Genomic DNA, 12,991 nt, shown 5'->3' on the forward strand with positions numbered 1-12,991 from the left:
GTGAGGGTGGCTTCCGTGGCGGCGACCGTGATGGTGGTTCCCGTGGTGGTGAGCGTCGTGAAGGCGGCTTCCGCGGTAGTGACCGCGAGGGTGGTTTCCGTGGTGGTGAGCGTCGTGAAGGCGGCTTCCGCGGTAGTGACCGCGAGGGTGGTTTCCGTGGTGGTGAGCGTCGTGAAGGCGGCTTCCGCGGTGGTGACCGCGAGGGTGGTTTCCGTGGTGGGGACCGTCGTGAGGGTGGCTACCAGGGTGGCGGTGACCGTGGTCGTTCCGGTCCGCCCCGCGAGGGTGGCTTCCGGGGCGGTGACCGTGACTCCGGTGGCTTCCGGGGCGGTGAACGTGGCGCCTCGCGTCCGGGCGCGTCCCGCGAGGGCGGTTTCCGGGGTGGCGACCGTGATGGCGGTTTCCGAGGCGGCGACCGCCGGCAGGGTGGTGCTCCCCGTGAGGGTGGGTACCGCGGTGGCGACCGTGACGGCGGCTTCCGGGCCGACGACCGGCCGCGTCGCGAGGAGGACCACCGCCGCGACGAGCGTGGGGCGGGCCCGGAGGCGTCCGAGGGTGGGCGCGTTGCGGCCCCGGCACTGCCGGACGACATCGTCGCGACCGACCTCGACAAGGACGTGCGCGCCGAGCTGCTCTCGCTGAACAAGCCGGTCGCCGAGACCGTGGCCCGACACCTGGTCGCCACCGGTCAGCTGATCGACGAGGACCCGGCCGAGGCGTTGGCCCACGCGCTCGCCGCCCGGCGGCTGGCGTCGCGGATCTCCGCTGTCCGCGAGGCGGTCGGCCTGGCCGCGTACCACGCGGGGGAGTGGCAGACCGCGATCGCCGAGCTGCGGACGTACCACCGGATGACCGGCTTGCAGAGTCACCTCGCCGTGCTCGCCGACTGCGAGCGCGCGCTCGGCCGGCCGGAGCGGGCGATCGACCTGTACCGGGGCGCCGACCAGGAGAAGCTGGACCAGGCCGTCGCGATCGAGCTGCTGATCGTCGCCGCCGGAGCGCGGGGTGATCTCGGCCAGAAGGACGCCGCGGTCGCCATGCTCCAGGTGCCCGACCTGACCAGCGAGACGGCAGCGCCGTGGACGGCGCGACTGCGGTACGCGTACGCCGACGCGCTGCTCGCGGTGGGCCGGCGTGAAGAGGCCCGCGAGTGGTTCTCCCGTGCCGCCGACGTGGACACCGAGGGCGAGACCGACGCCGCCGAGCGGCTGCTCGAACTCGACGGCGTCGTCATCGAGGGCGACGAGGAGGACGAGACCGAGGAGATCGCCGCCGGCCCGGGCGCGCCAGGCGCCGTACCGGCTCAGTCGGACACGGACCTGACCGCAGGTGACGACGACGAGGACGACCCCGACGGCGACGAGGACTTCGACGACGACGAGGACGACGAGGACTTCGACGAGGACGAGGACGTCGACGACGAGGACTTCGACGACGACGAGGAGGACGGCGTCACCGGCCGCTTGGCGCAGGACGCCGACCGAGTGGATGCCGAGGACGTCGACGGTGACGACGAGGACGTCGACGCGCTCGCTCCGGAGAAGGACGACGCCTCCCCGGCTCTGACCACGCCCGCCGACGACGGTGGCCGGGTCGTGAGCGGCGACGAGACCGCCCCCGTCCGGGGCGACGAGCCGGAGTCGACGCAGCGATGAGCGCGGACGCCGGGAAGCGGCTGATCGACGGGTACAGCCTGGTCGTCTTCGACCTGGACGGTGTGATCTACCTGATCGATCGGCCGATTCCCGGCGCCGTCGAGGCGGTGGCCCAACTGCACGCCGAGGGGCGGGCGGTGGCGTACGCCACCAACAACGCCTCACGTCGCTCCAGCGACGTCGCCGACCTGCTGACCGGGATGGGCGTGCCGGCGCGGCCGGAGGAGGTCCTCACCTCCGCGGGGGCGGCGGCCGAGCTGCTCCGCGACCGGCTGCCGGCCGGCGCTCGGGTGCTGGTGGTCGGCGCGGAGGCGCTGCGCGCCGAGCTACGGGCGGTCGGACTGACCCCGGTCGGTCGCGCCGACGAGAAGCCGGCCGCGGTGGTGCAGGGCTACGGTCCGCAGGTCGGTTGGGCCGAGTTGGCCGAGGCGTCGCTCGCGGTCCGGGCCGGCGCGATCTGGGTCGCCACCAACACCGACCGCACCCTGCCGAGCCCCCGAGGCCCGCTGCCGGGCAACGGGTCACTGGTCGCGGTGCTGCGGACCGCGTTGGAGCGGGATCCGGACCTGGTGGTCGGTAAGCCGGAGTCGGCCCTGTTCGAGACCGCCGCCCGGCGCGGCGACGGCGGGAAGGCACTTGTCGTCGGAGACCGACTGGACACCGACATCGAGGGCGCTCGCCGCGCCGGGCTGGACAGTCTGCTCGTCCTCACCGGTGTCAGTGACGTACCCGAGCTGCTCGCGGCCGAGCCACGACGGCGGCCCACGTACGTCGCGCGGGACCTGGCGGGGCTCTTCGACCCGGCGGCGGCGGTGCGGGTCCCGGGCCCGACGGACGCCGGCGGCTGGTCCGTCACGGACCGCGACGGGACGCTGGAGCTGGCGGGGAACGGCCGGGCGCTGGACGCGCTGGCCGCCCTGTGTGCGGCGGCCTGGGCGGCCCCGACGCCGCCGGCGATCCGCCCGGCGGGCCCGGATGCGGCTGCCGCCCTGAAGAGCTTCGGGCTGCCCACCGACGCGTGAGGCCAGCCACCGCCACACCGGGCCGGGGGAGCGCGAACCTCTAGAGGAGCTTGCGCAGCTTCATCAGGTCGAACGGGTTGGCCTTGATCGACACCCGGCGGGAGGCGACCGCCTTGGTGACGTCCAGATCGCCCCGGACGAGGGCGAGCAGGTCGTCGCTGGACGTGCTCAGCGCGATCTTGGCCTTCGGGTCGTCGCCGTCGGCCAGCTCGACGAGCCGGCCACCGCTGATCCTCCCGTGAAAGGCCGTGTCCAGGTCGGTGATGCGGCAGGCCAGAGTGCGCTCCAGGTCGATACACTCACGGACCGTCTCGGCGTTGCGGTCCAACCGGGCGGCCAGCTCCTGCAACGCCTGCCGGCACTCGTCCACGCTGGCCACATGTCCCCCTCGCCGATCGCCACGCCGTCCCCGGCACCGTACCGCACGGGACAGTCCGGGGTGCCCGGTAGCGTGACACCTGCAGACCCCGCCCGATGGAAGGACCAAGGCATGCAGGACGCGTGGCGCGCCTACCTCGAACTGGCCCTGGGCCTGGCGGAGGCGCCCCGGAAGAAGGCGCAGGACGCGGTGCGTCGTGTCGTCGGCACGGGCGGGGCGACCGCCGCCCAGCTGCAGGCTCTCGGCGAGGAGTTGGTCAGCACCAGCGCCGCCAACCGGGAGGCGTTGACCAAGCTGGTCCGCTTCGAGGTCGACCGGGCCCTCGGCGCGGTTGGTCTGGCGACGGCCGACGAGGTCGCCGAGCTGACCCGACGGGTACGGGATCTGGAGCGGCAACTGCGCGAGGCGCGGGCCAGCGAGTCACCCGCGGCGGCGACGGCCAGCGGTCCGTCCGCCGCCGAGCCCGCGCCGAAGTCCGCGGCGCAGCCCGATCCGACCCGCGCGGCGCAGCCCGATCCGACCCGCGCGGCGCAGCCCGGTGACGGCCTGGTGCCGTCGGACGGCCCCGCCGGAGCGCCCGTCGCCCAGGAGCCCGCCGAGCCCGTCGCGCCCGCCGAGCCCGTCGCGCCCGCCGAGCCCGCCGAGCCCGCCGCCCAGGAGCCCGCCGCGCCCGTCGCGCCCGTCGCGAAGAAGGCGATCGCGAAGAAGGCCGTCGCGAAGACGGCCATCGCCCGTAAGCCTCCCGCGACGATCAGCCGGACCGGCGACGATCAGTCAGCCGATCAGGACGACACCCCGACTCCGGCGGACATGCCGGCGAAGAAGGCTGTCCGTAAGCGCCGCCCGGAGGGTGAGTCGTGACCGACGGCGCGCGCCCGGGCCCACCCGGGGGCTTCCGGCCCGGCCCGCCGCCGGCCGGCTCGTTCGCGGCCCGGCCGGGTCCGCCAGCGGGTGCCCGCCCGGGCCCGCCGCCCGACCTGGCGACCGGTGCCGACGACGCCGCGAGCCACCCGGCGGTCGAGGCGGCCGTGCGGGCCATGGACAACGCGGCGGCGCTCGCCCCGGCCGACCAGATCGCGCAGTACGAGGCGGCCTACGAGACGCTCCGCGAGACTCTCGCCACCATCGATCAGACCTGACCAGGGCGACTCCGCCCGACAGACCGGAGAAATACCCATGGCACGTCGCAACCGGCTGGACGCCGAACTCGTCCGTCGCGGGCTGGCCCGCTCACGTGAGCAGGCCGCCGCGCTGGTCGAGGCCGGCAGGGTCCACCTGCGCGGAGTGACCGCGCGCAAGGCCGCCGCGATGGTCGACCCCGCCGACCCGCTGCTGGTCACCGGCGAGGACCCGACCGAGGAGTACGTCTCCCGGGGCGGGCACAAGCTCGCCGGGGCGTTGGCCGCGTTCGGCGGGCTGCGCGTCGCCGGGCGGCGCTGCTTGGACGCGGGAGCCTCGACCGGGGGCTTCACCGACGTGCTGCTGCGCGCCGACGCCGCCGAGGTGGTGGCCGTGGACGTCGGCTACGGGCAGCTCGCCTGGTCCCTGCGGACCGACGAGCGCGTCCGGGTCCTGGAACGCACCAACGTCCGTACCCTCGTCGCGGACGCGATCGGTGGGCCGGTCGACCTGACGGTGGCCGACCTGTCGTTCATCTCGTTGCGGCTGGTGCTGCCCGCGTTGGCCGGCTGCACCCGCGACGACGGCGACCTGGCCCTGATGGTGAAGCCGCAGTTTGAGGTGGGCAAGGATCGGGTCGGGGCCGGCGGCGTGGTCCGCGACCCGGCGTTGCGCGCCGAGGCGGTGCTCGACGTGGCCGCGGCAGCGGCCCAGCTCGGCCTCGGCCTGGCGGACGTGGCGGCCAGCCCGCTGCCAGGGCCCAGCGGCAACGTCGAGTTCTTCGTATGGTTGCGCCGGGGCGCGCCGGCGGCCGACCCGCAGCGGGTACGGGCCGTGGTGGACGCCGGGCCGGACGGCACGACGACGGCCGGCGACGTGCCGGGCGTGGCGGCGGAGGAGGTCGCGGGGTGAAGGCTTACAGCGAGCGGCATACGACGGCACGCGGGCGTGCCGGGGCGTGGCTGTCGGGCCGTGCGGTCGCGGACGGGCGGCCGGTCCGATGAGCCGCACGGCACTGCTGGTGACCCACACCGGCCGTCGGCGCAGCACCGAGCACGCCCGGTCGGTCGCCGCCGACCTCATCGCCGCGGGCTTCGAGGTGCGGGTGGTCGCCGAGGAGGCCGAGGACCTCGACCTGCCCGGGACGGTTCCGGTCACCGGCCCGGAGGCCGCCGAGGGCGCTGAGATCGTCTTCGCGCTGGGTGGGGACGGCACCTTCCTGCGCGCGGCCGAGCTGGCCCGCCCGGCGAAGGCGCCACTGCTCGGCATCAACCTCGGCAAGGTGGGCTTCCTCGCCGAGGCGGAGATCAACGATCTGGACCACGCGGTCCGGGACGTCGTCGAACGCAACTACACCGTGCACGAGCGGCTCACGCTCGATGTCACGGCCGAGTTCGACGGTGGCCCGACCATCGAGTCGTGGGCGCTCAACGAGATCAGCGTCGAGAAGGGCGAACGGGCGCAGATGCTCGAACTCCTCGTCGACGTGGACGGCCGCCCGTTGTCCCGCTACGGCTGCGACGGCGTGGTCTGCGCCACCCCCACCGGCTCCACCGCGTACGCGTTCTCCGGCGGCGGTCCGGTGGTCTGGCCGGAGGTGGAGGCGCTGCTGCTGGTGCCGATCAGCGCGCACGCGTTGTTCAGCCGGCCCCTGGTCACCGCCCCCACCTCGACGTTCGTCATCACCGTCGACCCGTTCACGACCCTCGCCGTGCTCGCCTGCGACGGCCGCCGGGTCTACGACCTGCCGCCCGGTGCCCGGGTGACGGTGCGTCGAGGCGCCCTGCCGGTGCGCATCGTGCGGCTGCGTGCCCGTCCGTTCACCGACCGGCTGGTCGCCAAGTTCGGCCTGCCGGTGCACGGGTGGCGGGGCAGCCGCCGGTGACGGTGGCACACACCGTCGGTGTCCGGCGGTTGTCCACCTGACGACATGTCGCCGCTGCGGCGGCGAGAGGCTAGTGACCTGGTTGTGCGCTGCGTCGCAGACTCCGATCGGTCCTCATCCACGGATGTCGGGCCCGAAGGAGTGAAGGAGCGCATCGCATGCACTGGTCCCCCCGTTGGCTCAGCGCCGGCGCGGTCGGCGCGTTGGTGGTCGGCCTCGCCGCGCCGGCTTCCGCCGAGCCGTCCGTCCGGCCCACCGGCCCGAGCCTGGGCGCGTCCGCCCCGGCCGTCGCGCCCGTCCGCATCACCCTCATCACCGGCGACCAGGTCGAACTGTCGCCGGCCGCGCCGGGTCGGGTCGCCGCCACGGTACGCCCGGGACCCGGGCGGGAGCGGATCATCTTCCAGACCCTGGAGGTCGACGGCGGGCTGCGGGTCCTGCCCAGCGACGTCGCGCCCTTCATCTCCAGCGGCGTCCTCGACGCCAACCTGTTCGACGTCCAGGAGTTGGCCGCCGACGGCTACGGTGACGCCGCGCAGGGCGCGCTGCCGCTGATCGTGCGCTACCAGGAGCCGTCCGCCGGCCGGGTCCGGCCGCTCGGCGGGGTCACCGACGCCCGGCCCCTGCCGAGCATCAACGGGGCCGCGCTGCGGGTCGGCAAGGCTGACCTCGGTGGCCTGTGGACCACGCTCGCCGGCGCGCCGACGTCCCGGAGCACGGCCGCAGCACCCCGGCTCGGGGGCGGTATCGCCCGCGTGTGGCTGGACGGGCGGGTACGCCCGACGTTGGAGCACAGCGTCCCGCAGATCGGTGCTCCGGCGGCCTGGGCGGCCGGCCGCGACGGCAGCGGCGTGACGGTGGCCGTGCTCGACACCGGTGTCGACGACACCCATCCCGACCTGGCGGGCCGGATCGCCGAGGAGCGGGACTTCTCCGGCAGCGGCAGCGCCCGTGACGGCCACGGCCACGGCACCCACGTCGCCGCCACCATCGCCGGCAGCGGAGCGGCGTCGGCGGGGCTGCGCAAGGGCGTCGCCCCGGGCGCGCGGCTGCTGGTCGGCAAGGTGCTCGACGACGGCGGCGCCGGCTACGACTCGGCCATCATCGCCGGCATGGAGTGGGCCGCCCACTCCGGCGCGAAGGTCGTCAGCATGAGCCTCGGCGGCGGTCCGACCGACGGCACCGACCCGATGAGCCAGGCGGTGAACGACCTGACCGCCGAGACGGGCGCGCTGTTCGTGATCGCGGCCGGCAACTCGGGCGAGGCGCGGAGCGTCAACGCGCCCGGCGCGGCCGCGGCGGCGCTCACCGTCGGCGCGGTCGACCGCGACGACAATTTGGCGGACTTCTCCAGCCGGGGACCGCGCGTGGGCGACAACGGCATCAAGCCCGAGATCACCGCGCCGGGCGTGGGCATCGTCGCCGCGCGGGCCGCCGGCACCACCATGGGTACGCCGGTCGACGACGCCTACACGGCGGCCTCCGGGACGTCCATGGCCACCCCGCACGTGGCGGGCGCGGCGGCGATCCTCGCCCAGGACCACCCGGACTGGAAGGCCGGCGCGCTCAAGGACGCGCTGGTCAGCACCACGAAGGCGAACCCGGAGCTGACCGTCTTCGAGCAGGGCGGCGGTCGGGTCGACGTGGCGCGGGCGCTCACGCAACGGGTGTACGCGTCGGCCACCGCCGACTTCGGCCGGGTCAGCACCGGCGGACCGGTGGTCGAGCGCAGTGTGACGTACACCAATGGCACCTCCGTGGCGCGGACCCTGCGCCTGGCCCTGGAGCTGAGCAACCTGGACAGCGGCGCGGCCGAGACCGACGGCGTCGCCGTCGGCGCGGGCGAGGTGACCGTGCCGGCGGGCGGCAGCGTGGCCGTGCCGCTGCGGGCGGACCCGGCGAAGCTGGCCCGGGGCCCGCACGGGGGCGCTCTCGTGGCGACCGGCGCGGACGGCGTCGCCGTGCGCACGCCGGTGGGCCTCACCGTCAGCGGACCGCAGCACGACGTCACGATCAAGGTGCTGGACCGGCAGGGTCAGCTGACCCTCTCGCCCGCCCTGACCCTCTTTGGTGAGCAGCCCGAATCGGACTACTGGGGCTGGTGGCCGGGCGAGGGCACCCTGCGGGTCGAGGAGGGCACCTATCTGCTGACCGCGCTTGTCGAGCACGGCGTTCCCCTGGACGAGCAGTTGACCCAGACCATCGAACCCGAGCTGAACGTCGACCGGGACCTGACGGTCGTGCTCGACGCCCGCACGGGGACGCCGGTACGGATCGAGACGCCGAAGCCGAGTGAGCAGCGGGCCACGCTCAGCTTCTACGTGCACCGGGTGCTGGGCAACGGCCGGCAGATCGACCACGGCGTCATGGCGTACAGCACCGTCCAGCAGGTCAACGTCACGCCGACCCGTCCGGTGCGCCAGGGTGAGTTCGAGTTCGCCTCCCGCTGGCAGCTCGTCGCGCCCATGGTGGACGCCAGGGTCACCGGCGTGTCCGCGCCGTCGGACATCAACCTGCTGGGCTCGTCCCCGGCGCCGACCGGGCGACGGAAGCTGCCGCTGGTCTGGGCGGGCACCGGAACGCCCGGCGAGTTGACCCGGGTGCGGGGCGCGGCGGCGTTGCTCACCACCGATGAGAACCGCAGCGAGGAGGAGCAGGTGGCTGGCGCGGCGGCGGCCGGCGCTGCGGCGGTGCTGATCGTCCGCCCCGAGGACCAGAGCGCGTGGACGGTCTGGCGTCCGGACGGGGAGCGGCTCGGTGTCCCGGCCATGGTCGTGGCGTACGACGACGGGCAGCGGCTGGTCGCGGCGGCGCGCACTCATCGCGCGACGCTGGACCTCACGCTGACCGTGGACAGCCCCTACCTGTACGACGTGTGGCAGGTGTCGAAGGGGCGCGTGCCGGAGCGCATCGTGCACACGGTGACGGCGAAGAACACCGCCGAGGTGACCGCACGGTATGGCGACACCGGCGCGGGCTGGGCCACCGAGGAGCGGTTCGGCTGGCGTCCGTGGCAGGAGTACGCCTGGAACGACGACCAGCGCCTGGTCCACAACGGGACCACCCGGCAGGAGTTCGTCAGCGCCGGGGACAACTGGTGGCAGCACCGGGTGCTGCACAAGCAGATGTTCATGCAGTGGGGGCAGTTGACCGGCGGCCTCGCCGAGGCGCCCCGCCAGTACGCCGCCGACGACCGTGAGACCGAGTCCTGGCACGCTCCGGTGGTCCGTCCGGCCGTGCCGGCGACCGGCGCTCCGGTGCCGACGCGCAAGGGTGACGTCCTCGACGTGCGGGTGCCCGAGTTCGTCGACGCCGACGGGCACTACAGCGTGTCGGGCAACAGCGAGGAGTCGGACAGCGTCGAGGCCCGGCTCAGCCGGGACGGGCGGCAGATCGCCGACCTGTCCGACGGCTGGACGCCGGTGCCGACCACGGCGGGGGCGGCCCGTTACCGCCTCGACGTGACGACGCGGCGGTCCTCGGACGGGTGGGGCTACGGCACCCGGACGGACACGGCGTGGCAGTTCACCTCGGCCCGCCCGGCGGGCGCGGCGGCGGCGCCGCTGTCGCTGCTGCAGGTGGACTACCGGGTGCCGGCCGATCTGTCCGGCACCGTGCCCGGCAACCGACCGCACCAGGTGGGGCTGAGCCTGCGCCAGCCCGCCGGGGTGTCCGCTCCGAAGGGCGCCAGGGTGACCGTGCAGGTCTCCTTCGACGAGGGCGTCACCTGGCGGTCCGTACCGACCCGCGGGTCGGGCGTCCGCTACACGGCGACGGTGCCGGCCGGACGCGGAACGGTGTCGCTGCGGGTGCACGCCGCCGACCGGGCCGGTAACACCGTCGACCAGACGGTGCTGCGGGCGTACGGGCTGCGCTGACCGCCGGACCCGGCCGGGCCCACCGTCGTACCGATGGTGGGCCCGGCCGCGTCGTCAGAGCCAGCCGCGCCGGGCGACCTGGAACGCCAGCCCGGGACGGGTGTCGACACCGGCGGCGTCCATCAGGTCGGCGAGGCGGCGCTGCACCGTCCGACGACTCACCCCGAGTTGGGAGGCGATGGACTTGTCCGGTACGCCGGCCACGAAGAGCGACAGCAGCCGGGCCTCGTCGGCGTCGGGCCGGTAGCCGTCGGCCGGACGGTCGTCGCCGGTGTCGCGGCGGTGCTCGGTCGTCGCGCCGGAGAGCGGATCGTCGAGTCGCAGCCGGGTGGCGACCCGCCAGTGACTCTCGAAGAGGGCCAGCAGCGCGTCGAGCAGTTGGCTGCGGCCGATCACCGCGGCGCTCGGCTCGCCGCCGGCACGGTCGGGCACCAGCGGGCAGATGGCGGTACGCGCGTCCACGATGGCCAGTCGGACCGGCAGGCGGTCCAACACGCGGGCCTGCTCACCGGCGGCGACCCCCTTGGCCAGGTCGGCCAGCGCGCCCGGTTCCAGCAGCAGGTCCCGCTCGTAGATGGCGCGGTAGCTCACCCCACGGGCGAGGGCGTCGAACTCCTCGACGTTCTCCGGGCCGGCCATCGCGAGAGGGTTGGCGCGGCAGAACCACAGCACCTCCTCGCGGGCCGAGTTCTGCAGGTCGCGCAGTCGGTCGCGGAGCGTCCGTCCGCCGCGGATCACCTCGACCAGGTGGTCGACGTGGTGGCGGCGCAGGCCCGCACGGTACTCCTCGGCCAGTTGGGTCACCCGGTGGCGGGCGGCCTCCAGGTCCTCCTGGCGGCGTAGCAGCGTCGCGCCGAGGGCGACGTCCGGGGCGGTCGGACGCAGCGGACCGTCCGGGTCGTTCTCGGTGGGCTGCACGAGACCCTTGGCCCGTAACGCCTCGATCTGCTCGACGACCTGCGCCCGGGGCCGTCCCAGCCGGCCGGCCAGCTCGTCGACGCGAGCCGTGGTGAGCTGGAGCAGGCAGCGGTACAGCTCCTCCTCGGCGGGGGTCAGGCCGATCACGTCCAACACGGGGCAAGACTGTACGTCGGCAAGGTGCGGACCGCAGCGGGACCCGGTCGCGGGGCACGTCGGCTGGTCAAGTGTCGGCCCTCGCGTCTACTGTCGGGTGCTGTGCTGGAAGAGCTGCGCATCACCGGACTCGGCGTCATCGAGGACACCACGCTGCCGTTGGCCGGCGGCATGAACGTCATCACCGGGGAGACCGGTGCGGGCAAGACGATGGTGGTCACCGGCCTCGGCCTGCTCTTCGGCGGCCGGGCCGACGCGGGGCGGGTGCGTGCCCAGCCGGGCCGGGCCGTGGTCGAGGGACGGCTGCGCCTCGCCGGTCGCGTCGCCGACGCGGTGCACGCCCGGATCGGCGACGCCGGTGGCGAGCCCGACGAGGACGGCTCGCTGCTGCTGAGTCGTACGGTGACCGTGGAGGGCCGCTCGCGGGCCCACCTGGGTGGCCGGAGCATGCCCGTGTCGATGCTCGGCGAGGTCGGCGAGCAGGCGGTGGCCGTGCACGGTCAGTCCGACCAGCTGCGCCTGCTGCGTCCGGCCGAGCAGCGGGCCGCGCTGGACCGGTTCGCCGGACCGGCGCACGAGAAGCTGCTCGACGCGCTGCGCGAGGCGTACACCGGTTGGCGGCGGATCGTCGACGACCTGGCCGACCGGCGGCGCAACGCCCGCGAGCGCAGCCAGGAGGCCGACCTGTTGCGGCTCGGCCTCGACGAGATCACCCGCGTCGACCCGCAGCCCGGCGAGGACGACGAGCTCAAGACCGAGGCGCAGCGGCTGGAGCACGCCGAGGGTCTGCGGACGGCCGCGCAGCTGGCCCAGCTGTGCGTGGCGGGTGGCGCGGAGGCGGCCGACGAGACGCCGGACGCGGCGTCGCTGCTCGGCACGGCCCGGCGCACTCTGGAGGCGCAGGCCGGCACCGATCCCGCGCTGGGTGAGCTGGCGGCCCGTCTGGAGGAGGCGGCCACCCTGGTCACCGACGTGTCGGCGGAGCTGTCGGCGTACCTGGCGACGCTGGACGCCGATCCGGCCCGGTTGCAGCACGTCTACGAGCGGCGGGCCGCGTTGCGCGGGTTGACCCGCAAGTACGCCGACGACGTCGACGGGGTCGTCGCGTGGGCCGAGCGGGCCCGCACCCGACTGTCCGACCTGGACACCTCCGACGATCTGCTCGACGAGCTGGACCGGGAGGGGCAGCGGCTGGCCGCGGAGGTGGCCGACCTGGCCGCCCGGGTGTCGGTGTCCCGGCAGGAGGCGGCGGTCCGCTTCGCCGACCAGGTCACCGTCGAGTTGGCCGGTCTGGCGATGCCGCACGCGCGGATCGAGGTGGCGGTGCTGCCCCGACCGGCGGGCCGGGCCGAGCCGTCGTTGACGGTCAACGGCGTCGAGGTGGGTGTCGCGGCCGACGGCGGCGACGAGGTGGAGTTGCGGCTGCTGGCCCACCCGGGCGCGCCGTCGTTGCCGTTGCAGCGCGGCGCCTCCGGCGGTGAGCTGTCCCGGGTGATGCTCGCCATCGAGGTGGTCTTCGCCGGCTCCGGGGGCCCGCCCACGCTCGTCTTCGACGAGGTCGACGCGGGGGTCGGCGGTCAGGCCGCGGTGGAGATCGGCCGGCGGCTGGCCCGGCTGGCCCGCAGTCACCAGGTGTTGGTCGTCACACACCTGCCGCAGGTGGCCGCGTTCGCCGACCGGCATCTCGTGGTCGCGAAGGACACCGGCGGCGCGGTGACGACCAGCGGCGTACGGGTCGTGGAGGACACCGAACGAGCCCGGGAACTGGCCCGCATGCTGGCCGGTTTGCCCGATTCGGATCTGGGTATCGCTCACGCCGAGGAGCTTCTGGCCGTCGCGGCGAAGGAAAGGCGGTTGTGACGCCGCGTATTGTGGGCGCAAGCACACCGGCTCGCGTCGGCGTGTGCTTCCCTGGGTAGGCGGCCCTGCTCAGGCATGTCGCGACAGAAAAGCCTGCCTCACATGCCAGGATGGTCACG

General features: G+C 74.5%; 11 protein-coding genes. 8 read left to right on the forward strand and 3 right to left on the reverse strand.

Annotated elements, in window-relative coordinates; translation table 11 throughout:
* The coding region (locus tag ACLQ25_RS28155) for a hypothetical protein (RefSeq protein WP_425733789.1) at nt 1–674 on the reverse strand (674 nt) is incomplete at its 3' end.
* Here ACLQ25_RS28155 and ACLQ25_RS28160 point away from each other — a divergent pair.
* Nucleotides 663–1,655: a hypothetical protein gene (locus ACLQ25_RS28160; protein ID WP_425733809.1), complete on the forward strand. Its 993-nt coding sequence runs from the start codon at nt 663–665 to the stop codon at nt 1,653–1,655. The genes ACLQ25_RS28155 and ACLQ25_RS28160 overlap by 12 nt on opposite strands.
* Complete coding sequence (locus tag ACLQ25_RS28165) at nt 1,652–2,677, forward strand: HAD-IIA family hydrolase (RefSeq protein WP_425733790.1); 1,026 nt, start codon at nt 1,652–1,654, stop codon at nt 2,675–2,677. Before ACLQ25_RS28160 ends, ACLQ25_RS28165 begins: the two co-directional genes overlap by 4 nt.
* Before the next feature lie 40 nt (nt 2,678–2,717).
* On the opposite strand, the gene ACLQ25_RS28170 is transcribed toward ACLQ25_RS28165, so the two are convergent.
* Nucleotides 2,718–3,056: an SCP2 sterol-binding domain-containing protein gene (locus ACLQ25_RS28170; protein WP_425733791.1), complete on the reverse strand. Its 339-nt coding sequence runs from the start codon at nt 3,054–3,056 to the stop codon at nt 2,718–2,720.
* 111 nt (nt 3,057–3,167) lie between these two features.
* On the opposite strand from ACLQ25_RS28170, the gene ACLQ25_RS28175 reads away from it, so the two are divergent.
* From ACLQ25_RS28175 to ACLQ25_RS28195, 5 genes are all read left to right on the forward strand, one after another.
* Nucleotides 3,168–3,917, forward strand: coding sequence for a hypothetical protein (locus ACLQ25_RS28175; protein WP_425733792.1), 750 nt, complete (start codon nt 3,168–3,170; stop codon nt 3,915–3,917).
* Nucleotides 3,914–4,195 carry a hypothetical protein gene (locus ACLQ25_RS28180; RefSeq protein ID WP_396802262.1) on the forward strand — a complete coding sequence of 94 codons (282 nt, stop codon included), beginning with the start codon at nt 3,914–3,916 and terminating at the stop codon, nt 4,193–4,195. The genes ACLQ25_RS28175 and ACLQ25_RS28180 overlap by 4 nt, the downstream gene beginning before the upstream one ends.
* A gap of 37 nt (nt 4,196–4,232) precedes the next feature.
* On the forward strand, nt 4,233–5,087 hold the full coding sequence (locus ACLQ25_RS28185; protein ID WP_425733793.1) for a TlyA family RNA methyltransferase: 855 nt from the start codon (nt 4,233–4,235) through the stop codon (nt 5,085–5,087).
* An 88-nt stretch (nt 5,088–5,175) separates the two neighbouring features.
* Complete coding sequence (locus tag ACLQ25_RS28190; protein ID WP_357120844.1) at nt 5,176–6,060, forward strand: NAD kinase; 885 nt, start codon at nt 5,176–5,178, stop codon at nt 6,058–6,060.
* Between the two features lie 158 nt (nt 6,061–6,218).
* Nucleotides 6,219–9,938, forward strand: a complete 3,720-nt coding sequence (locus ACLQ25_RS28195; protein WP_425733794.1) for a S8 family serine peptidase — start codon at nt 6,219–6,221, stop codon at nt 9,936–9,938.
* Nucleotides 9,939–9,992: 54 nt separating this feature from the next.
* Here ACLQ25_RS28195 and ACLQ25_RS28200 read toward each other — a convergent pair whose 3' ends face one another.
* A complete protein-coding gene (locus ACLQ25_RS28200; RefSeq protein WP_425733795.1) occupies nt 9,993–11,012 on the reverse strand; it encodes a helix-turn-helix domain-containing protein in 1,020 nt (339 codons plus the stop codon).
* Between the two features lie 102 nt (nt 11,013–11,114).
* Here ACLQ25_RS28200 and recN point away from each other — a divergent pair, with 102 nt between their 5' ends.
* On the forward strand, nt 11,115–12,872 hold the full coding sequence (gene recN / locus ACLQ25_RS28205; RefSeq protein ID WP_425733796.1) for a DNA repair protein RecN: 1,758 nt from the start codon (nt 11,115–11,117) through the stop codon (nt 12,870–12,872).
* Nucleotides 12,873–12,991: the final 119 nt, after the last annotated feature.

This window comes from Micromonospora sp. DT44 (genome assembly GCF_049841635.1).
Lineage (GTDB): Bacteria > Actinomycetota > Actinomycetes > Mycobacteriales > Micromonosporaceae > Micromonospora.